19 protein-coding genes and 2 tRNA genes are annotated in these 21,085 nt (G+C 59.9%); 7 read left to right on the top strand and 14 right to left on the bottom strand.

Annotation, left to right across the window (positions count from 1 at the left end; all coding sequences use genetic code 11):
* Positions 1-19 precede the first annotated feature (19 nt).
* On the top strand, positions 20-214 hold the full coding sequence (locus ACM6G4_RS13330; RefSeq protein ID WP_056720917.1) for a hypothetical protein: 195 nt from the start codon (positions 20-22) through the stop codon (positions 212-214).
* On the opposite strand, the gene ACM6G4_RS13325 is transcribed toward ACM6G4_RS13330, so the two are convergent.
* Complete coding sequence (locus ACM6G4_RS13325) at positions 215-637, bottom strand: PA3611 family quorum-sensing-regulated virulence factor (protein ID WP_056720915.1); 423 nt, start codon at positions 635-637, stop codon at positions 215-217.
* Between the two features lie 188 nt (positions 638-825).
* Between ACM6G4_RS13325 and ACM6G4_RS13320 the strand changes: the two genes are divergently transcribed.
* From ACM6G4_RS13320 to ACM6G4_RS13310, 3 genes are all read left to right on the top strand, one after another.
* Positions 826-1,584: a tRNA-uridine aminocarboxypropyltransferase gene (locus tag ACM6G4_RS13320; RefSeq protein WP_056720913.1), complete on the top strand. Its 759-nt coding sequence runs from the start codon at positions 826-828 to the stop codon at positions 1,582-1,584.
* Positions 1,585-1,802: 218 nt separating this feature from the next.
* Complete coding sequence (gene erdR, locus ACM6G4_RS13315; protein ID WP_008054094.1) at positions 1,803-2,453, top strand: response regulator transcription factor ErdR; 651 nt, start codon at positions 1,803-1,805, stop codon at positions 2,451-2,453.
* Between the two features lie 75 nt (positions 2,454-2,528).
* Positions 2,529-2,891, top strand: a complete 363-nt coding sequence (locus tag ACM6G4_RS13310; RefSeq protein WP_414913860.1) for a diacylglycerol kinase — start codon at positions 2,529-2,531, stop codon at positions 2,889-2,891.
* On the opposite strand, the gene ACM6G4_RS13305 is transcribed toward ACM6G4_RS13310, so the two are convergent.
* Entirely contained in the window at positions 2,888-3,814 is a 927-nt protein-coding gene (locus tag ACM6G4_RS13305; protein WP_056720912.1) for a LysR family transcriptional regulator, read from the bottom strand. The two genes, ACM6G4_RS13310 and ACM6G4_RS13305, sit on opposite strands and share 4 nt — an antisense overlap.
* 122 nt (positions 3,815-3,936) lie before the next feature.
* Here ACM6G4_RS13305 and fpr point away from each other — a divergent pair, with 122 nt between their 5' ends.
* Positions 3,937-4,716, top strand: coding sequence for a ferredoxin-NADP reductase (gene fpr / locus ACM6G4_RS13300; RefSeq protein WP_008054100.1), 780 nt, complete (start codon positions 3,937-3,939; stop codon positions 4,714-4,716).
* A 126-nt stretch (positions 4,717-4,842) separates the two neighbouring features.
* On the opposite strand, the gene tsaA is transcribed toward fpr, so the two are convergent.
* From tsaA to rimO, 6 genes are all read right to left on the bottom strand, one after another.
* Complete coding sequence (gene tsaA, locus ACM6G4_RS13295; RefSeq protein ID WP_056720910.1) at positions 4,843-5,541, bottom strand: tRNA (N6-threonylcarbamoyladenosine(37)-N6)-methyltransferase TrmO; 699 nt, start codon at positions 5,539-5,541, stop codon at positions 4,843-4,845.
* A 121-nt stretch (positions 5,542-5,662) separates the two neighbouring features.
* Entirely contained in the window at positions 5,663-6,433 is a 771-nt protein-coding gene (locus tag ACM6G4_RS13290; RefSeq protein WP_414913859.1) for an SDR family oxidoreductase, read from the bottom strand.
* 135 nt (positions 6,434-6,568) lie between these two features.
* On the bottom strand, positions 6,569-7,039 hold the full coding sequence (locus tag ACM6G4_RS13285) for a DUF1456 family protein (protein WP_046816549.1): 471 nt from the start codon (positions 7,037-7,039) through the stop codon (positions 6,569-6,571).
* A gap of 75 nt (positions 7,040-7,114) precedes the next feature.
* Entirely contained in the window at positions 7,115-7,825 is a 711-nt protein-coding gene (locus ACM6G4_RS13280; RefSeq protein WP_056720907.1) for an rRNA pseudouridine synthase, read from the bottom strand.
* 155 nt (positions 7,826-7,980) lie between these two features.
* Positions 7,981-8,454, bottom strand: a complete 474-nt coding sequence (locus ACM6G4_RS13275; RefSeq protein ID WP_414913858.1) for a GNAT family N-acetyltransferase — start codon at positions 8,452-8,454, stop codon at positions 7,981-7,983.
* A gap of 112 nt (positions 8,455-8,566) precedes the next feature.
* Positions 8,567-9,904 carry a 30S ribosomal protein S12 methylthiotransferase RimO gene (gene rimO, locus ACM6G4_RS13270; protein ID WP_057716142.1) on the bottom strand — a complete coding sequence of 446 codons (1,338 nt, stop codon included), beginning with the start codon at positions 9,902-9,904 and terminating at the stop codon, positions 8,567-8,569.
* Between the two features lie 293 nt (positions 9,905-10,197).
* On the opposite strand from rimO, the gene ACM6G4_RS13265 reads away from it, so the two are divergent.
* A complete protein-coding gene (locus ACM6G4_RS13265; RefSeq protein ID WP_414913857.1) occupies positions 10,198-12,099 on the top strand; it encodes a potassium transporter Kup in 1,902 nt (633 codons plus the stop codon).
* A 164-nt stretch (positions 12,100-12,263) separates the two neighbouring features.
* On the opposite strand, the gene ACM6G4_RS13260 is transcribed toward ACM6G4_RS13265, so the two are convergent.
* The 4 genes from ACM6G4_RS13260 to ACM6G4_RS13245 all read right to left on the bottom strand — a co-directional run bounded on the left by ACM6G4_RS13260 (position 12,264) and on the right by ACM6G4_RS13245 (position 16,870).
* A complete protein-coding gene (locus ACM6G4_RS13260; protein WP_223542159.1) occupies positions 12,264-13,565 on the bottom strand; it encodes a virulence factor family protein in 1,302 nt (433 codons plus the stop codon).
* Positions 13,565-16,207, bottom strand: coding sequence for a bifunctional lysylphosphatidylglycerol flippase/synthetase MprF (mprF, locus tag ACM6G4_RS13255; protein WP_056720896.1), 2,643 nt, complete (start codon positions 16,205-16,207; stop codon positions 13,565-13,567). Before mprF ends, ACM6G4_RS13260 begins: the two co-directional genes overlap by 1 nt.
* Positions 16,208-16,485: 278 nt before the next feature.
* Positions 16,486-16,562: transfer RNA gene (locus tag ACM6G4_RS13250), tRNA-Met, on the bottom strand.
* A 231-nt stretch (positions 16,563-16,793) separates the two neighbouring features.
* Positions 16,794-16,870: transfer RNA gene (locus tag ACM6G4_RS13245), tRNA-Met, on the bottom strand.
* 300 nt (positions 16,871-17,170) lie between these two features.
* Here ACM6G4_RS13245 and dinB point away from each other — a divergent pair.
* A complete protein-coding gene (gene dinB, locus ACM6G4_RS13240; protein WP_056720894.1) occupies positions 17,171-18,232 on the top strand; it encodes a DNA polymerase IV in 1,062 nt (353 codons plus the stop codon).
* A 93-nt stretch (positions 18,233-18,325) separates the two neighbouring features.
* Here the strand turns inward: dinB and ACM6G4_RS13235 are convergent, their stop codons facing one another.
* Positions 18,326-19,279 carry a hypothetical protein gene (locus tag ACM6G4_RS13235; protein ID WP_056720892.1) on the bottom strand — a complete coding sequence of 318 codons (954 nt, stop codon included), beginning with the start codon at positions 19,277-19,279 and terminating at the stop codon, positions 18,326-18,328.
* Positions 19,280-19,298: 19 nt separating this feature from the next.
* Positions 19,299-21,014 (bottom strand): proline--tRNA ligase, encoded by a 1,716-nt coding sequence (locus ACM6G4_RS13230; RefSeq protein ID WP_056720889.1) that lies wholly within the window; start codon positions 21,012-21,014, stop codon positions 19,299-19,301.
* Positions 21,015-21,085 lie beyond the last annotated feature (71 nt).

Below are 21,085 nucleotides of genomic sequence, written 5' to 3'. Positions count from 1 at the left end.
TGCAGGGAGGCGGGAAACCATGGCCAGAGTCGTTCTGGAGATCGATACGCAACTGTATCGATTGCTGAAGTCATCAGCCGAGACCCATCATTTGAGTCTCGAGGATGAGTGCTGCCGTCGTTTGCGCGGTGGCGAACGCCGTTCGCATTACTTGCAGGCGCTGCTGGCGGAACTGCGCGCCGAAGATGAACAGCGGCGCGCCAAATCCAGGTGATTACTTTTTCTTCTTCGCCGGTTGCAGGCAATCCGATTCCTGGAAGCTTGCGGAGCCGACCGGGCGGTTGGTCTTCACCTCGGTGAAGTCGTAACGCATGATCGCGCCCTTGGCCATCAGCTTGCGAAACCCTTCGTTTCGGCAGACAGAAGCTCCCAACTGGAAGTACACGGCTTTCGGGTCTGCACGCATCTTGTCGGCGTGGCTGCTCTGCACGCTCAGGTGGTTGATCAGCTGTTTGCCGTCAACGGTATAGCCTTGATCGAGAATGTCTTCGTTGATCGCTCGAGGAGTGCCGACGCTGCTCTGGGCGGCGACGTTTTGCAGCATTTTGTTCAGTTCCGTGTCTTTCAAGGACGCAGCCTGGGCGTTGAAGGATGACGCCAGCAAAATGGCCGCGGTAGGAACGATAAGGCGCAGCATGAAACTCTCCTGGTTCAGTGATGCGGGTTGGACCCGTCACGTGACTGTGCGTTCAGTGGCGGCGAATTATAGGGGAGGCGGGCTGGACGGTACAGGCTTGCGCCGGGCGCTCTGGTAAACTGCTGGCACTTTTTACCCTGTCGAGTGTTTTTCGTGTCGATTTCCCTTCTGTGTGGGCGTTGCCCTCCATGAGTCATACCCCCGCGCGCTTTGCCTTGAATGCCGTAGCCCGCTTGCGCGATCAGCGTGAGGAGGAGGGCATCAAGCCGATTCAGGCCCGCGGCTGGCGCGCGACGCGCTGCCGTGACTGCCGGGTGATCGAGAGCCACTGCCTGTGCGCATGGCGCCCGCAGGTCGCTACCCGTTCCGGCGTGTGCCTGATCATGACCAATAAGGAAGTGTTCAAACCGAGCAACACCGGTTGGCTGATCGCCGACGTGGTGCCTGACAACCATGCCTTCATCTGGTCCCGTACCGAGACCGATCCGAAGTTGCTGGCGCTGTTGTCCGACCCGCAATGGCAGCCTTACCTGGTGTTTCCGGGGGAGTACGTCGAACCTGAACGCGTGACAAACACTGTGGACGTCGATGGCACGAAGCGCCCGTTGTTCATTCTGTTGGATGCGACCTGGACCGAAGCGCGGAAGATCTTTCGCAAGAGCCCCTATTTCGATCGATTGCCGATCCTCAGCCTTCTGCCGGAGAAACTCTCCCGCTACCGGTTGCGCCGCTCGACCCGCAGCGAACATCTGTGCACGGCGGAAGTGGCGGCGCTGTGCCTCGACCTCGCAGGCGATATCGCCGCGGCATCGGCGCTGGACGCCTACTTCGATGTGTTCAGCCAGCATTACCTCGACGCCAAACACCAGTTGGACATGAACGTTTCGACCCCGGCGCACGCCGAGTTGATGCCCTATGTCCGGTCGGTCACCCCATTGATGGACTGATTGTCGCGCATACTGCAATAAAGTGTACCGGCCATGCTGCTTGACCACCCCGGCTTCGCTGGGCATGCTTGGCGCCGATTAGGGTGCTGCCGGAATTTTCGACGCCGTTTTTTGCGTTGAGCGTGCCTTGTCAGTGCAGCTGCGTGGCTGTGTCTTGACTTGCTTTGGCGAGGTCCGAATGCATCGGGCGTCCCATGAAAAACAGGATCATTTGAAAAATGGCCACATACGAAATCCTGATTGCCGATGACCACCCACTTTTTCGTAGTGCCTTGCATCAAGCGCTGACCCTGGGCCTCGGCCCGGACGTGCGTCTGGTGGAAGTGGCGAGCATCGCCGAACTGGAAGTGCGCCTGACGGAAAAGTCCGACTGGGATCTGGTACTGCTGGACCTGAACATGCCGGGGGCCTACGGTTTTTCCGGGCTGGTCCTGCTGCGCGGGCAGTACCCGCAGATTCCGGTGGTCATGGTCTCGGCCCAGGAAGAGCCAACCATCATGGTCAAGTCTCGCGAGTTCGGCGCCAGTGGCTTCATTCCCAAATCCAGTGACTTGAGTGTGATCCAGAAAGCCGTGCGCGCCGTTCTCGATGGCGACGTGTTCTGGCCGCCGCAGGCATTTGAAGCGGTCAGCGTCTCGGATGAGGCCAAGGCGGCCAGCGAAGGTCTTGCCAGCCTCACCCCGCAACAATTTCGCGTGTTGACCATGGTCTGCGAAGGCCTGCTGAACAAGCAGATCGCCTACGAGCTGAGCGTTTCCGAGGCGACTATCAAGGCGCACGTGACCGCGATTTTCCGTAAACTGAATGTACGGACCCGGACTCAGGCCGCGCTGCTCTTGCAACAACTTGAGTCAATTTCCAGCCATTAAAGGCTGGCAAATTCACGCTTTTTTGACTTTGGTTGAACTAGCTTTCCCACTTCTTTTTTGCCAGTTGCCCACTCTATGTCACCTTTCAAAGGCCAGACCGGCCTGAAACGTATTCTCAATGCTTCCGGTTATTCGCTGGACGGCCTGCGCGCAGCCTTCACCGGTGAAGCCGCCTTTCGGCAATTGGTGTTGCTCAACGTCATCCTGATCCCTTTGTCGTTCTTCCTGAATGTCAACCGGGTCGAACAGGCGTTGTTGATCGCGGTATGCCTGTTGGCGTTGATCGTCGAGTTGCTCAACTCGGCGGTGGAAGCGGCCATCGACCGCATTTCCCTTGAACGGCACCCGCTGTCCAAGAATGCCAAGGACATGGGCAGTGCCGCCCAGTTCGTGGCGTTGAGCATGATTGCCCTGGTGTGGGCGGTGATTCTGCTTTAAGCGATCGTCGGCAGCACGATCTCGTCGCTGCGCTGGACCCCGGCGGTGAAGGCGCGGCACAGTTCGAGGAACTCGCGCATCGCCGAGGTCTGATACTTCTGTTTATGCCAGATGAAATAAAACTGTCGCGCCAGATCCAGATCCGGCGTCTCGACAGGCACCAGGCTGCCGCGGCGGAATGCGTCGCGCAAAGCCAGCCTGGAAATGCAGCCAATCCCCAAACCTGATTCCACTGCGCGCTTGATCGCTTCGGTGTGCTCAAGCTCGAGGCGAATGTTTAACGAAGTGCGGTGATGGCGCATGGCTTGATCGAAGGTCAACCGCGTGCCCGAGCCCTGTTCGCGCAAGATCCAGGCTTCGTGGCTCAACTCGTCCATGGTGGCCGTGCCACGCTTGGCCAACGGATGCTGGGGGGCGCAGAACACCACCAGTTCGTCCTCGACCCAGCTTTGTACTTCGATGTCCGGGTGACTGCAGTCGCCTTCGATTAGACCCAGATCAATTTCATAGTGGGCCACTTGTTGCACGATATTGGCAGTGTTCTGCACATGCAGTTTCACCTGGCTTTCCGGGTGGCGTTGCATGAAGCTGCCGATCAACAATGTGGCCAGGTAATTGCCGATGGTCAGGGTCGCGCCCACCGCCAGAGAGCCGAAACCGGACTTGCCATTGAGCAGGTCTTCGATTTCCTTGGCCTGGTCCAGCAGCGCCACCGCTTGCGGCAACAGTTGTTTTCCGAGGGCGTTGAGGCTCAACCGTTTGCCGGCGCGGTCGAACAACTGGCAGCTGCACTGGCGCTCCAGTTCGGTGATCGAGGTGCTCGCCGCCGATTGCGAGAGGTTGAGCAGGCCCGCGGCACGGGACACACTTTCCTGCTGGGCGACGGCGACGAATACTTGAAGTTGACGGAGAGTAAATCGCATATCGATATAACCGATAACCCTTATCTTAATAATCCATTTAACAGATATTGTCTCTGCCTTTAGAATGCGATGCAATTGCGCATATCACTGGCGCAGGCAAAATCTCCAGGAGTCCCACGTACATGAGCAACATGAACCACGAGCGTGTCCTCAGTGTTCACCACTGGAACGACACTCTGTTCAGCTTCAAGTGCACCCGTGATCCGGGCCTGCGCTTCGAGAACGGTCAGTTCGTGATGATCGGCCTGCAACAGCCCAACGGCCGCCCGCTTATGCGCGCTTACTCGATTGCCAGCCCGAACTGGGAAGAGCATCTCGAGTTCTTCAGCATCAAGGTGCCTGATGGTCCGCTGACTTCGCAGTTGCAGCATCTGAAGGAAGGCGACGAGATCATCATCAGCAAGAAGCCTACCGGCACGCTGGTACTGGATGACTTGAAGCCTGGCAAACATTTGTACCTGCTCAGCACCGGTACCGGCCTGGCGCCGTTCATGAGCGTTATCCAGGACCCGGAAACCTACGAGCGTTTCGAAAAAGTGATCCTGTGCCACGGCGTGCGTTACGTCAACGAAGTCGCATACCGCGAGTTCATCACCGAGCACCTGCCGCAGAACGAATTCTTCGGCGATGCGCTGCGTGACAAGTTGATCTACTACCCGACCGTGACCCGCGAGCCGTTCGAGAACGAAGGTCGCCTGACCGACCTGATGCGCAGTGGCAAGCTGTTCAGCGACATCGGTCTGCCACCGATCAACCCGCAGGACGACCGCGCCATGCTGTGCGGCAGCCCGAGCATGCTCGACGAGACCAGCGAAGTGCTCAACAGCTTCGGCCTGAAGGTTTCGCCGCGGATGCGCGAGCCGGGTGATTACCTGATCGAGCGTGCATTCGTCGAGAAGTAAGCACCAGTAACAACTTTGTTTTACCTGTGGGAGCGAGCCTGCTCGCGATAGCGGTGTGTCAGTCGACGTCAATGTCGACTGTTACCCCTTCGCGAACAGGCTCGCTCCCACAGTTGTTTCTGTTGTTCAGCTTATTGCAGGAATGACTTCCAGGACGCGGATCAGCTCCGGTGTCGGGTAGTGCCAACGCACATCGACATCCCAGAACTGCGCGCCGTATTCCCGCTCGGGTGCAGGCGTCTGATAGGCCGGGCGTGGATCTTGCGCCAGGCATTGCTCGATCAACTCGACCAAGGGCTCTGCAAGGCGCTGGGCATGCTCCTGGGCCTGTTGCAGCGCTGTGTCCGTCCACTGCACGGGAATCAGTTGCGGCGCAGCGCTGGCGATGCTGTTGGCGGCGGTATCGATGATGTCGGCGTAGGGCACGTAGGGTTTGATGTCGAGAATCGGCGTGCCGTCCAGCAGATCGATGCCCGAGATCCACAGCCGACCGGCTTCGACCTTGTCCAGTTTCACCACCGACTGCCCGATGCCATTGGGGCGGTGGGTGGCACGGGTGGCGAACACGCCCATGGACTTGTTGCCGCCGAGGCGAGGAGGGCGAACCTTCAGGCGAGGCTTTTCCTCCAGGGCCTGGTGGAACAGGAACAGCAGCCACACGTGGCTGACCTGCTCCAGGCCCTGCACCGCGTCCCCTTGATCGAACGGCGCCACCAGTTCAAGCACCCCACGGGCGGCCGGGGCCAGTTGCGGCTGGCGCGGAATGGCGAACTTCTCCTTGAAGCAGGAGCGCACGAAGCCGATGGGGGAAACGCTGTAGGTCATGGTTTGGGATCGAGGCGGAATCAGGTAGGGCATGATGCCGTAAAGATCAAAAGATCGCAGCCTTCGGCAGCTCCTACAGAGGAATTCGTACGGCGTAGGAGCTGCCGCAGGCTGCGATCTTTTAAAGGCTGAACCCGCCATCCAGCGGAATGATATTTCCGGTCATGTAGGCCCCGGCGGTGCTCGCCAGACTGATCGCCAGCGCCGCCATCTCTTCCTCGCGCCCCCAGCGCTTCATTGGAATCAGGGCCGTATCCTGCGCCAGCGCCTGTTCATCATTGCCAATGTGCCGGGTCATCTTGCTCGGAAAGCGCCCCGGGGCGATCACGTTGACGTTGATGTGCTGGCTCACCAGTTCGCGCGCCAGAATCCTCGACAGTTGGTGCAACGCGGCCTTGCTCGGCCCGTAGGCATACGCCTGCTCGCCGAAGGAGGAAATCCCGGCCACCGACCCGATGTTAATGATCCGCGCCGGATTCGCTTCGGAACCGGCCTTGCGCAGCAGGGGCAGGAACTGCTGGATGCAGTTGAACACCGAGGTCACGTTGAGCTGCATGACCTTCTCCCAGCCCTTGATCGGGTAGCTCTCCAGTGGTGCGCCCCAGGTGGTGCCGGCATTGTTCACCAGAATGTCCAGATGGGTGATCTGCTCGCCCAGGCGCGAGGCCAGTTGCAGGACGCCCTCTTCGGTGGCGAGGTTGGCCGCGATGGCGCGGCAGCGGCCAAGTGCACCGAGTTCGTCAGCGGTTTGCTGGCAGGCTTCGACGTCGCGGGCGCAGACGTACACGGTGGCGCCGGCCTCGACGTAGGCCTTGGCGATCATCTTGCCGATACCACGGGTGCCGCCGGTCACCAGGGCGGTGCGGCCTTGCAGGGAAAAGTAGGGATGCATGGCGAATCCTGAGAACTGAGGTCTTAATACCCTAGTCGTCAGCCGCCAGAAGCGGAGCCACTATTTTTACGCGGAATGAGGGGCCATATGGCCCGGCCTTGAACTGCATGCGTGCAGTTCAAGGCCGGCGGGCGTTTACTGCGGGCGAACGCGCAGGGTCAGGCCCTTGAGGAAATTGCGCAGCAGCTGGTCGCCACACGGGCGATAGTTGGTGTGGCCGAACTTGCGGAACAGTGCGCTCAACTCTGGCTTGGACACCGGGAATTCGGCGGCCTTGAGGATTGCGTGCATGTCGTCTTCTTTGAGTTCGAACGCCACCCGCAGCTTTTTCAGGATGATGTTGTTGGTCACCGGCACTTCGATCGGCTGAGGCGGACGGCTTTCGTCCTTGCCACGCTTGAAGATCACCAGGCCATCGAGGAAATGCGCCATGACTTCGTCCGGGCAACGTACGAAGCCTTCCTCGTCTTCCTCTTTTTTGTCGAGGTAGGTCAGCAGGTCTGGCAGGGTCACGTCCATGCCGCCGAGCTTGATGATCTCGATGACTTTCTTGTCGCTGATGTCGAGCATGTAGCGCACGCTGCGCAGTACGTCGTTATGAATCATGTGTGCAGTCCTGATATTCGGCTGTGGGCGTCGCGGCCAGGCGCGGCGCCGAAATGTGTGGCGGCGAGAAAAGCCTTAGAACTTCTCTTTGCCGGACAGGTAGCGCCATTGCCCCACAGGCACTTTGCCGATGGACACGCCGCCGATGCGAATGCGACGGATGGCGACGACCTTGAGGCCGACTGCCTGGCAAAGCAGGGCGATGATGCCCGGCTGCGGGTTCTTCATGGCAAAGCGCAGGCGGTTCTCGTTCTGCCAGCTGGCCTTGACCGCCGGCAACTCCTTGCCCTTGTAGGTCAGGCCGTGGTTCAGGCGGTTCAGGCCGTGGGCCACCATCTCGCCTTCGACCTCGACCACATACTCTTGCTCGATCTTGCTGGAGTCAGCGGTGAGTTTGCGCAGGATTTTCCAGTCTTGGGTGAACACCAGCAGGCCGCTGGCGTTGGCCTGCAGGTCGGTGCTGGCGGTCAGGCGCAGGAAGTGCCCGCGCAACGGGCGCTTGCCGTAGCGGTGCTCTTCGCTCAGGGTCTCGGCGCCGAGGGTGGCCATGGCAGTGTCTGTGTCCATGCCGGCGGGCACGTTGAGCAGCAGGGTCACCGGTTCCGGCGCGGTGGCCTTGGCTTCTGGATCAAGCTCGACTTTCTGGGTGTCGACCTTGAATTGCGGCTCGTCGATGACCACACCGTCGACGGTGACCCAGCCGCCCTCGATGAACAGCTCAGCCTCCCGACGGGAACAGCCGACGAGTTCGATGAGGCGTTTGGAGAGACGAATCGGGTCAGTCATGTCATGGCCGTAACAAAAAGGGGGTGGGCATTGTACCTGCCTGGCGCCGGTTAATCCCGGTTCCATTTGTAGGAGCTGCCGAAGGCTGCGATCTTTTGATCTTAAAAGCAAAGATCGCAGCCTTCGGTAGCTCCTACACGGGTATCGGTGTTGTGTCAGCCATGGTGTGAATTTTGTTGATCCTGACGCATACGCATGTGCAACAACGGATACGGCTGCCCCATGCCATCGACCTCCGAGCGACCGATGACCTCGAAGCCCTGCTTGAAGTAGAAGCCGAGGGCTTGGGGGTTCTGTTCGTTGACGTCCAGTTCGCAGGCATTCAGGTGTTCCAGGGCATAGCGCAACAATTTCTTGCCCAGGCCCTGGCCGCGATGGTCAGGGTTGATGAAGAGCATTTCGATCTTGCCGGCCGCGACGCCGGCGAACCCGGTGATGCGCTGGTTCGAATCCTTGGTGCAGATCAGCATCACCGAGTCGAGGTAGCGGGTCAGCACCAGGTTCTTCAGCAGTTCGATGTAGCTGTCCGGCAGAAAGTCGTGAGTGGCGCGTACCGAGGCCTCCCAGACCCGGGTCAATTCTTCGTAGTCGCCGAGTTTTGGCGTGTGGATGACCGAATGCTGACGCATGCCCGTCTGCCTCTTGTGCAGTGGTTGATAGGAATCCTTTCAACCTCAAACAATAGCCGTAAAAAAGCCCCGCATCTCGTCAAGAGAGCGGGGCTTTGCGTATTTTTTGCGTTTAGATCTGTTCAGCCCACAGATCGTATTCGTCGGCGTCGGTCACTTTGCACCAGACCTTGTCGCCCGGCTTGAGGTTGCTGCCGTTGTCGATGAATACGTTGCCGTCGATTTCCGGGGCATCGAAGAAGCAGCGGCCCACCGCGCCTTGCTCGTCGACTTCATCGACCAGCACTTCGATCTCGCGGCCGATGCGCATTTGCAGGCGCGCCGAGCTGATGGCCTGCTGGTGCGCCATGAAGCGCTCCCAACGGTCCTGCTTGATGTCGTCCGGCACGACTTCCAGGTCCAGGTCATTGGCCGGTGCGCCTTCTACCGGCGAGTACTGGAAGCAGCCGACGCGGTCGAGCTGGGCTTCGGTCAGCCAGTTCAGCAGGTACTGGAAGTCTTCTTCGGTTTCGCCCGGGAAGCCGACGATGAAGGTCGAACGGATGATCAGGTCCGGGCAGATTTCGCGCCAGTTCTTGATCCGCGCCAGGGTCTTGTCTTCGAAGGCCGGGCGTTTCATCGACTTCAGCACTTTCGGGCTGGCGTGCTGGAACGGGATGTCCAGGTACGGCAGGATCTTGCCGGCGGCCATCAGCGGGATCAGCTCGTCAACGTGCGGGTACGGGTAAACGTAGTGCAGGCGAACCCAGACGCCGAGGGTGCTCAGGGCTTCGCAGAGTTCGGTCATGCGGGTTTTCACCGGAGCGCCGTTCCAGAAACCGGTGCGGTATTTCACGTCGACGCCGTAGGCGCTGGTGTCCTGGGAAATCACCAACAGCTCTTTGACGCCGGACTTGACCAGGCGCTGGGCCTCGTCGAGTACGTCGCCCACCGGACGGCTGACCAGTTTGCCGCGCATCGAAGGGATGATGCAGAAGCTGCAGCTGTGGTTGCAGCCTTCGGAAATCTTCAGGTAGGCGTAGTGGCGCGGGGTCAGCTTGATGCCTTGTGGTGGCACCAGGTCGATCAGCGGGTTGTGGTCCTGGCGTGGCGGCACGACTTCGTGCACGGCGTTGACCACTTGCTCGTACTGCTGCGGACCGGTCACGGCCAGCACGCTCGGGTGTACGTTGCGAATGTTGCCTTCTTCGACGCCCATGCAGCCGGTCACGATGACCTTGCCGTTTTCCTTGATGGCTTCGCCGATCACTTCCAGGGACTCGGCCTTGGCCGAATCGATGAAGCCGCAAGTGTTGACGACCACGACGTCGGCGTCCTGGTAGGTGGACACCACGTCATAGCCTTCCATGCGCAGCTGGGTCAGGATGCGCTCGGAGTCGACCAGTGCTTTTGGGCAACCCAGGGATACGAAGCCAACCTTTGGATTGGCCGGCGCAGGAGTGGTGGACATGTCTAACCTCGGTATTTTGTGACGTCGTTTGCCGCATAGGGCAAAACCGACGGACGGGCGCTTGAACTGCGCCTCTGATCAAAAAGTGCGCAATTCTAGCGATGAGTCGCTCACTTGACCAGCTTTATGCAGGGAAATACGACGAGTGCTGCGCTATGCTTCGCGCCGTTACGCTTTACTGATTTTTTACTGTCAACAAAACGTCTGTAACGTGAAGTAAAACAGCGCATGCTGCACGACAAAGCATAGTGCTTCTTTCAAAGAGGCCAGGGTCTGAGAAGTAGGAGTGGTGGATGGGTCAGGCAAGTAGTCAGGCTGCGGGTGCCGAGCATTCGGCGGTCAAGCCGATCGGCATGCTGGTCGCGGCAGTCGGGGTGGTTTATGGCGATATCGGCACCAGTCCGTTGTACACCCTCAAGGAAGTGTTTTCCGGAGGCTACGGCGTACCGGTCAACCATGACGGGGTGCTGGGGATTCTGGCACTGATCTTCTGGTCGCTGATCTGGGTCGTGTCGATCAAGTACATGATGTTCGTGCTGCGCGCCGACAACCAGGGCGAAGGCGGCATCATGGCCTTGACCGCACTGGCCCGGCGGGCGGCGGCGGGGCACGCCAAATTGCGTACGTTGCTGGTGGTCTGCGGGCTGATCGGCGCGGCGTTGTTCTATGGCGACAGCATGATCACCCCGGCGATCTCCGTACTGTCGGCGATTGAAGGCCTGGGGTTGGCGTTCGACGGGATCGACCATTGGGTGGTGCCGCTGTCGCTGGTGGTGCTGGTCGCGCTGTTTTTGATCCAGCGTCACGGTACGGCGCGCATCGGCATTTTGTTCGGGCCGATCATGGTCACCTGGTTTCTTGTGCTGGGTGCATTGGGCGTCTATGGCATCAGCCAGCATCCAGAGGTCCTGGAAGCGTTGAACCCGGTGTGGGGTGTGCGCTTCTTCATCGACCACCCGGGAATGGGCGTGACAATTCTTGGCGCTGTAGTACTGGCATTGACCGGTGCCGAAGCGCTGTACGCGGACATGGGCCACTTCGGTCGCAAGCCGATTGCTCGCGCCTGGTTTCTCCTGGTGCTGCCGGCGCTGGTGCTCAATTATTTTGGTCAAGGTGCCTTGTTGCTGGGTGACCCGGAAGCGGCTCGTAACCCGTTCTACTTGCTGGCACCCAGTTGGGCATTGATCCCGCTGGTCGGCTTGTCGACACTGGCCACGGTGATCGCCTCGCAAGCGGTGATTTCCGGTGCGTTTTCCCTGACCCGTCAGGCGATCCAGCTCGGTTACATTCCGCGCATGCACATCCGGCACACCTCCAGTGCCGAACAGGGCCAGATCTACATTGGCGCGGTGAACTGGGCGCTGATGGTCGGCGTGGTATTGCTGGTGCTGGGGTTCGAATCTTCCGGAGCCCTGGCCTCGGCCTATGGTGTGGCGGTGACCGGGACCATGCTGATGACCACCATCCTGGTGTCAGCCGTGATATTGCTGTTGTGGAAATGGCCACCGCTTTTCGCCGTTCCGGTGCTGCTCGGTTTTCTGCTGGTGGACGGCCTGTACTTTGCCGCCAACGTGCCGAAAATCGTCCAGGGCGGGGCTTTCCCGGTGATCGCCGGTATTGTGCTGTTTGTGTTGATGACTACCTGGAAGCGCGGCAAGCAATTGCTTGTCGAGCGCATCGATGAGGGTGGATTGCCGCTGCCGATCTTCATCAGCAGCATTGCCGTACAACCGCCCCATCGAGTTCAGGGCACCGCCGTGTTCCTGACAGCGCGGGCGGATGCTGTGCCCCATGCGTTGCTGCACAACCTGCTGCATAACCAAGTGTTGCACGAGCAAGTAGTGTTGCTGACGGTGGTGTACGAAGACATCCCGCGGGTGCCACTACAACGGCGCTTCGAGGTCGATTCCTACGGCGAAGGTTTCTTCCGCGTCATCCTGCATTTCGGATTCACCGATGAGCCGGACGTACCGCAGGCGCTGAAACTGTGCCACCTCGATGAACTGGATTTCAGCCCGATGCGTACCACCTACTTCCTCAGCCGCGAGACGGTCATTGCCTCCAAGCTCGAAGGCATGGCCCGTTGGCGCGAGGGGTTGTTTGCGTTCATGTTGCAGAACGCCAACGGCAACTTGCGGTTCTTCAATCTGCCGCTGAACCGGGTGATTGAGTTGGGGACGCAGGTGGAAATGTAAGCCTCATCAAAAAGCCCCCGTTGCCATTGCGGCAGCGGGGGCTTTTGTGTTCTAGGGCAAGAGTAAGTTCAAAAGATCGCAGCCTTCGGCAGCTCCTACATTGGAATGTGTACACCCTGTAGGAGCTGCCGAAGGCTGCGATCTTTTTGGGAGGCTCTATCAGATCACTCCTGAGCGGTCGTTTCGGCTTCCTTCACCTGCCGCTTCTCAATCACATCCACCAGGCGCTTGGCCAGCGCCGGATAGTTCTCGTCGAAGTGATGACCGCCAGGCAGTTTGATGGCTTCGCCCACCGCCGTCTTGTCGGTGCAGCCACTCTCGTCGGTTTCTTCCTCACCGTAGATGCACACTACTTTGGCGGCTGGCAGCTTGGCCATTTCCGGGCCGGTGGCGGCTTCCTTGCCGGCGTTGCCGAGCCAGCCTTCGACTTCAATTTCGAAGCTGCCGGTACGGGCGAAGGCCAGCAGGATGATCGCGTCGACGCGTTGCTGTTCCGATTCGGCCAGGCGGTTGTAGATCGCCGGCAGTACGTCGGCACCGAACGAGTAACCGGTCAGGATGAAGCGTTTGGTGCCCCATTTCTGCCGGTAGTGTTGCATCAGTTCAGCCAGGTCCAGCGCGCTTTGCTCCGGGCTCTTGTGCTGCCAGTAGTAGCGCAGGGTGTCGATGCCGACCACCGGGTAGCCGATCTTGGCCATCTCGCCCGCCACGTCGCGGTCGAGGTCGCGCCAGCCACCGTCACCGGACAGGAACAGGGTCACGGTGTCCCTGGCCTGGCCTGCTGGCACTTCGACCACCGGGATCTGCAGGCCGCCAGCGGCTTTGTCGCCGCCGACGAGGATCTTGCGCAGTTCGTTGTTCAGCACCTGCGGCAGGTTGATGTCGTAGTCGCTGATGCTGGTTTCGGCGTTCGGTTGATCACGCACAAAGCCGGCGCTGGTGTCGTCCGGGTTGTCGTTCCACGCCGCCAGCCAGTGGCCGTGGGCGGCGCTTTTGGGCAACAGGTGCGTGCAGCCACCCTTTTCCAGGGCCAGGTCGACCGAGACGGCTTGGGCCTTGTCGTCCTTTTGCTCGGACAACCAGCGCCAGGCCAGCACGGCGCCAGGGCCGATGCCGCTGACCAGGGTCGCCGGGCCTTTGAGTTCCCGCAGCCCCGATTGCAGGGCACGGCTTTGCAGCAGGCAGTCCTTGGGCAGGATCACCTGGACAATTTGCGCCGAACCGCTACGGCTCAGGGTCATCAATTGCTTGTCGCTGAGTTTCTGGTCTTCATTGACCGCCACCAGCACCTGGGCGCGTGGCGTGGTGCCGGGGATGACACGGGTCATCACCGCACCATCGGCCGGGGTCAGCAATTGGAGGGTCGGTTCCGGTGCCGGGCGTTTCAGGTACCAGAAACCGCCTCCGAGAATCAGGGTCACTATCACCAGCGTGCCCAATACATACCGCAAGGAGCGTTGAATCATCAGCGTTTCACCAATCCGGTCAAGCCGCCCGCGATCAGGGCGGCAGTGTCGGCCAGCGCAACCAGCGGATCGAGTCCGGCGGGCACGGCCATATAACGGGGTTCCCAATCAGGCTGGAACTTGTCTTTGAAGCGGCGCAAGCCCTGGAAGTTGTACAGCTGCTCACCACGGCGGAATACCATCGAGCCCAGGCGCTGGGTCAATGGCGCGCCGCGACGGGGTTGCAACCCCGACAACGGCACCATGCCCAGGCTGAAACGCGCGTATCCATGGTTTTTATAATGTTGAATCAGGCCGACCATCATGAACTCCATGGTCAGCTTCGGGGCATCCGGATGCGCACGCATCAGGTCGAGGCTGGCCAGGTCATGGCCGTAGGTCTCGAGCAGGTTGGCGAACGCCACCGGGCGCCCTTCGAAACGAATCACCGCGATGCGGAAATGCTTGAGGTAGTCATCGCTGAAGCGGCCCAGCGAAAAACCTTTCTCGCGGACGTTCTTGCCGGTCAGCCAGGCATCGGAAATCACCTTGAGTTCTTCCATCGGCGCCAGGCCCGGCTCATGGATTTCCAGGGACAGGCCGTCACGGGTGCCACGGTTCCAGGTGTAGCGCAGGTCCTTCATCTCCTTGCCCTTGGCTTCGAGATCAAAACGCTTGAGGTCGACCCGGGCTTCTTCGCCGAGCTTGATCGCGGTCAGGCCGATGTCCATGTAGTACGGCAGGTTCTCTGCACGCACTTGATAGAACACGGGACGGGCGTGGTGGATGTCGCACAGGTCGCGGAACTGCCAGATCATTTCCGCCCGTTGCTGGCCCGGGCCGATCGGGTCATACAGCGCCACCAGGCTGCGGCCGCGACGGGCGTACATCAGGAAGGCTTCGTCATTGGGGTGAAACAGCAGCGCCTTGTCACCGGTCAGGGCCAGGCCGCCATCCGGTTGGGCCGATGCCATGAGGATCTTGCTGGCGCGCTCCAGTTCGTCGGGCGTGGGCAGGTGAATAACCGGGCGCGCGGTGCGCAGCAGCCAGGTCAGGGACACCACCACCAGCAGCACAGCGGCGCCGAGCAGCGAACGCAGGCCGCGAGGGGCGTCGGCGTCCAGGGTGAACTGCCACCAGAGTTGGTGGCTGTAGGGAACGTCCTGGTAAGCGAACAGCAGCAGCCACATCGACGCACCGAGTACGCAGAGGCTGGCCACCAGATACAAGGGCGAGAAGGGCAGTTCGGTCAGGCGGCTCGGGCGATAGAACGAGCGGCGGAATACCCCGAGCAGGCTCGCCGTCAGCACCATCAGGCTGGCTTCTTCCCAGTCGAAGCCTTTGAGCAGCGAGAGCAGGGCACCCACCAGCAACAGAATGGTGGTCAGCATCCACGCGGCCGACAGCCGGCGACGCAGCCCCTGGGCCAGCAACAGGCAAAGTACGCCGACCAGGCTGGCACCGAAGTGCGAGGCATCGACCAGTCGATGGGGGATCAGAAAACCGATGTGTTCCAGGCGGGTATCGATTTCCGGGGTGGCGCCGGAGAACAGCAGGACAACACCGGACAGGAACACCAGCACCGCCAGTATCGGAGCCGCCAGGCCCGAGGCCGCGCGCAACGTCTGGCGTGTCTGGAACAGGCGCTGGCCTTCGTTGATCAGCAACAACAGGCAGGCCACCAGCAAGGGCAAGACCACATAGATCAAACGATAGAGCAGCAGGGCAGCCGCCAGTGGCGCAGCGCCCAGGGTGTCGGAAAAGGCCGCCAGCAAAATGGCCTCGAACACCCCGACGCCGCCCGGCACATGGCTGAGCACGCCCGCGGCCAGGGCCAGCAGGTAAACCAGAAGGAAAGCACCGAAGGGCGGTGTTTCCGGCAGCAGCAGATAGAGCACCGTGGCAGCGGCGGCGACGTCCAGGGCGGTGATGATCAATTGCAGGAATGTCAGGCGACGCCCGGGCAGGCGCAAGGTGCGGCGTCCGACCCTGACCAGCAGGTTGTCCGGGTAAGGCTGTTCCGGCAGCCGACGACGGTAGATACCGATGGCCAGCACCGAAAACAGCACGAGCACGGCGCTCGCCACCACACCCAGCAACGTCTCGGAGAGACCCAGGGCGGTGGACGCGGCTGGCAGGTCACTGAGCGTTGCCAGGGCGGCCAGGGGTGGCAGGGCGCAACCCAGTGAGAGGCTGGCGAACAACGTCATGCGCGCGACTTCAGCCGCCCCCAGGCCATGACGGGCATAGAGGCGATAGCGAACCGAACCGCCAGACAACATTGAAAGACCAATGGCGTTGCCGATGGCAAAGGCCGTGAAACCACCTAGCGCCAATTCACGCGGTGCCAGGCTCACTCCGGCATAGCGGCTGGCCGACCATTCGTAGCCGAGCAGAATGATGAAGCCCGCCACGGTAGCGCCCAGTGCGCCCATCAAGGCAGGTTTTGGAACATCGAGGATCGAATCGTGCAGCGCGTAAAGGTCGAGTTCGCTCAACAGGTGGCGACAGGCAATCAGCGCGATCGCGAACAGCAGCAGGGTGACCGCCAGGCCAATGGGTTGACGGTACTTGCTCAATCGATCAAGCAGGCGCAGGCGCTCGGCATTGATCGGTTGTTCCGCTGTGACAGTGTCTTGTGAATCAGACGAGTTGGCGCGCATCAATCACCTCTTGGATTGTGCGCGACAGGATGGAGGTATCCAGCCAAGTTACCAATCCCTGTAGAAAAAAATAATCACAAATATTAACGCCTATCACCGGAAGCGGGGACGGCGCGTCATCAGTCGTGAAGGCTTCAGCCTGCGATAGAGCATAGTTCGAACCCGGCGCATGGGGGCTTCCAAAACGGCTTGCTACACAGTGACAGGTCATTGTTGCGAAAGGACTTTTTCAACAGATACAAAAAAGGCCACTCTTTCGAGTAGCCTTTTTTGATGTTTGGTTGCGGGAGCCGGATTTGAACCGACGACCTTCGGGTTATGAGCCCGACGAGCTACCAGACTGCTCCATCCCGCGTCTGTGTGGCGGCATTCTATAGAGATACGCCGGGGTGTCAACCGTTAATCCTGAAGCAGGTCAAATAAACGTTGAATCGCGGCAAACGGTCGCAGGGATGGCCTAAGTTTCGGAATCAGAACGATTTCCGGTTTCGGTCCCGTTGAGCTCCAGGCCTTGTTCCGGCATTCGGCGCTACAAAACGAGCGCGCACAAAAAAGGCCACTCTTTCGAGTAGCCTTTCTTGATGTTTGGTTGCGGGAGCCGGATTTGAACCGACGACCTTCGGGTTATGAGCCCGACGAGCTACCAGACTGCTCCATCCCGCGTCTGTGTGGCTCATTCTATAGAGATGCGCTCGGGTGTCAACCTCCAATTCCGATAAAACCTCTTCCTGTTCAATCGGTTAGCATTCAAAAGGGGCGATCGACAGGTCTGTGAGGCAGGCAGGACAAGGCCTGCGCGTCTATTGAAAGTAATTTTTCGATTGAAAAAATAAATTCACAATCGACTCTTCCTACGAATGGAAAAGAACATTCAGACTACTGGTGCTATATACAGGTGTCGGTGAGATACTGTTTATCCGGCACGCCATGACGCCTTTTCTTTGCCATGAACACGGCTTTGCTATGACTCAACGCAAGATCATCCACGTCGATTGTGACTGCTTCTATGCAGCCATCGAAATGCGCGACGACCCACGCCTCGCCGGTAAACCACTGGCGGTGGGCGGGTCGGCGGACCGGCGCGGGGTGATCGCCACCTGCAATTATGAGGCGCGAGCGTACGGGGTGCGTTCGGCGATGTCCTCCGGGCATGCCTTGAAGCTGTGCCCGGACCTGACCATCGTCAAGCCACGCATGGATGCCTATAGAGAAGCGTCCAGGGAAATCCACACGATTTTTCGCGATTACACCGAGATCATCGAGCCGCTCTCGCTTGATGAGGCGTACCTCGATGTGTCGGACAGCGCGCATTTCGCAGGCAGTGCGACGCGAATCGCCCAGGACATCCGGCGCCGGGTTTCCAACCAGTTGCATATCACCGTGTCGGCGGGTGTGGCGCCGAACAAGTTTCTGGCCAAGATCGCCAGTGACTGGAAAAAGCCCAACGGCCTGTTTGTCATCACCCCGGATCAGGTCGAGGACTTTGTCAGCGGTTTACCCGTGAACAAGTTGCACGGTGTCGGCAAAGTCACCGCCGACAAGCTCGGCAAGCTGGGGATCATCGATTGCCTGCAATTGCGCGAGTGGGACAAGTTGGCGCTGGTGCGTGAATTCGGCAGCTTTGGCGAGCGACTCTGGAGCCTGGCCCGTGGGATCGATGACCGTGTGGTACACAACGATAGTCGTCGTCAGTCGATCAGTGTTGAAAATACCTACGACGTTGACCTGCCGGACCTGAAGAGTTGCCTGGACAAGTTGCCCGAACTGCTGGAGACCCTGGCGGGTCGCATGGCGCGAATCGACAGCAGCTATCGTCCGGGCAAGCCATTCGTCAAAGTGAAGTTTCACGACTTCACCCAGACGACATTGGAGCAGGCCGGGGCAGGGCGGGATCTGGGCAGTTATCAGTTAATGCTGACTCAGGCCTTCAATCGCGGTGGTAAACCGGTGCGGTTGTTGGGTGTCGGCGTGCGGCTGGAGGACTTGCGGGGCGGGTTCGAGCAGATGGAGTTGTTTGAGCGGTAAATTCTGAAAAAAAAGATCGCAGCCTGCGGCAGCTCCTACAGAAGAACGCGATCTGTTGTAGGAGCTGCCGCAGGCTGCGATCTTTTTTGGCGTTTAGTTCAGCCCCGGATTCGCCACCAGTCGCTCGCCATTGCGGGCCAGTGACTTGAGGAATTCGGCCTGCAATTCTGGATCATTGCGCGTCAGTTCGATCAGGCTCTGTTCCAGTTCGCTGGCTTCTTCTTCAAGACCCAGTTCCGACAGGCGCTTGACCCGGTGGACCCACTGATTGACTTCGTCGCCTTCGAGATCGTCATAAATCAGTCCGTGGGCCTCATAGAGCTTGCTGCGCAAGGTGCTGCTGACGGCTAGCGAGGAGTCAGTGTGTACGTCGTCCTGGGCATCCTCGACACGGATCAGCAGCCGGCTCAGATGATTGATGTCATGTTCGGCGAACGGGTTGTCCAACAGGTTCAGGCGCAACACGCCGTTTTTGTCGGTGGTCAGTTCGAACGTTTCCTTGCCGGCCTTGACCTCGACCGGGCGCTCGCTCCAGGGCAGGCTTGAATATTCCGTGCGTTTGTCGCGCTGGACTTCATCAATACCGGCCAGGTTCTGCTGCGCGCGACCGTGGGACTGTACGTTCATGAACGGGTTGAGCCCGGCAAAACCGTAGCTCAGCCAGTCCTTGGTCACGCTGTCCGGCAGATTGCCGAGGGCGAATACGTTGACCACGTTGGCACCGACACCCGCCACCACGGCCACCGCGCCCAGCGGGATTTCGTAAATCTCCCGCCAGGGTTGGTACGGCGTGTAGCGGTCGTAGTGACGCGTGACTTCGTACTCGGTGACTTCGAAAGTCTTCTGCTCGTGGATTTTCACCCGCCGTTGCGGAAGCTCAAGCACCTTGGGCTCACCGACATCGATCTGCAGGCTGTGATCGAGCAATTTGCGCTCGACCCGTTCCTCGTGCTCGCTGCGTTGTGACATGTGATTGGCACAGCCGCTGACCAGCAGGGCGCCGCACAAGGCGGCGCCACCGAGGCCTAAGGTGTTTCGCTTGAACATGACGTCTCTATATCTGCTATCAGCGGCGGATGCGGGCCTGAAGGAAGGACAGCACGTCGGCGACCGGCAGCGCTTGTGCCTCGGCCTCGGTACGGCTCTTGTATTCCAGGTTGCCTTCGGCCAGGCCGCGGTCGCTGACCACGATCCGGTGTGGAATGCCGATCAGTTCCATGTCTGCGAACTTGATGCCCGGGCTGGTTTTCTTGTCGCGGTCATCCAGCAGCACTTCGAAGCCGGCAGCGGTCAGTTCCGCGTACAGCTTGTCGGTGGCTTCGCGAACTTGCTCGGTCTCGTAGCGCAGCGGCACCAGGGCAATCTGGAATGGTGCGAGGGTGTCGCTCCAGATGATCCCTTTTTCGTCGTTGTTCTGCTCGATGGCAGCCGCCACCACACGGGACACGCCGATACCGTAGCAGCCCATTTCCAGGGTGACCGGCTTGCCGTTCTCGCCCAGCACTTCGCATTTCATCGCTTTGCTGTACTTGTTGCCCAGCTGGAAGATGTGCCCGACTTCGATGCCGCGCTTGATCTCCAGGGTGCCCTTGCCGTCCGGGCTCGGGTCGCCGGCCACGACGTTGCGCAGGTCGGCAACGGTCGGAACAGGCAGGTCGCGCTCCCAGTTCACGCCGAAGTAGTGTTTGTCATCGATGTTGGCACCGATGCCGAAGTCGCTCATCAGCTCGACCGAACGGTCGATGATGATCGGCAGCGGCAGGTTCAACGGGCCGAGGGAACCGGCACCGGCGCCAATGGCGTCGCGCAGTTCGCTTTCCGAAGCCATGACCAGCGGGCTGGCAACGCCTGGCTGGTTGCCGGCCTTGATTTCGTTCAGCTCATGGTCGCCACGGATGATCAGGGCAATCAGCTTGCCTTTCTCTTCTGCGTGCACCACGAGGGTCTTGATGGTTTTCTCGATCGGCAGGTTGAAGCCTTCGACCAGTTGCGCAATGGTCTTGGCGTTCGGAGTGTCGACCAGACGCAGTTCTTCGCTCGGTGCGGCGCGGGAAGTTTCGCGAGGCACGGCTTCGGCTTTCTCGATGTTCGCCGCGTAGTCAGAACCGTTGCTGAACACGATGTCGTCTTCACCGGACTCGGCCAGTACGTGGAATTCGTGGGAGCCGGCACCGCCAATGGAGCCGTTGTCGGCTTCTACAGGGCGGAACTTCAGGCCCAGACGGGTGAACACGTTGCAGTAGGCCTGGTGCATGCGGTCATAGGTGACCTGCAGCGAAGGCTGGTCGGCGTGGAACGAGTAGGCGTCCTTCATGATGAATTCGCGACCGCGCATCAAGCCGAAGCGTGGGCGGATTTCGTCACGGAATTTGGTCTGGATCTGGTACAGGTTGATCGGCAGCTGCTTGTAGCTGCTCAATTCGTTACGCATCAGATCGGTGATGACTTCTTCGTGGGTGGGACCGGCGCAGAAGTCGCGACCATGGCGATCCTTGAAGCGCAGCAATTCAGGGCCGTACTCTTCCCAGCGCCCGGATTCCTGCCACAGCTCAGCCGGTTGAGTGCTCGGCATCAACACTTCGAGAGAGCCGGCGGCGTTCATTTCTTCACGAACGACGGCTTCGACCTTGCGCATTACCCGCAAGCCCATCGGCAGCCAGGTGTACAGGCCCGAGGCAAGTTTGCGGATCATGCCGGCGCGCAGCATCAGCTGGTGGCTGATCACGACCGCATCGGAAGGCGTTTCTTTCTGTGTGGCGAGCAAAAATTGACTGGTGCGCATGGTTGGCCGTTATCGATTGCTGATGACGAGAAATGACGGAGCATTGTACGGGCGAGATCCGCTGGCGTACA

The sequence above is a fragment of the Pseudomonas sp. IT-P258 genome (genome assembly GCF_949767825.1).
Lineage (GTDB): Bacteria > Pseudomonadota > Gammaproteobacteria > Pseudomonadales > Pseudomonadaceae > Aquipseudomonas > Aquipseudomonas monachiensis.
Note: the sequence above shows the minus strand (reverse complement) of the source record. Positions and strands in the feature narration are given on the sequence as shown.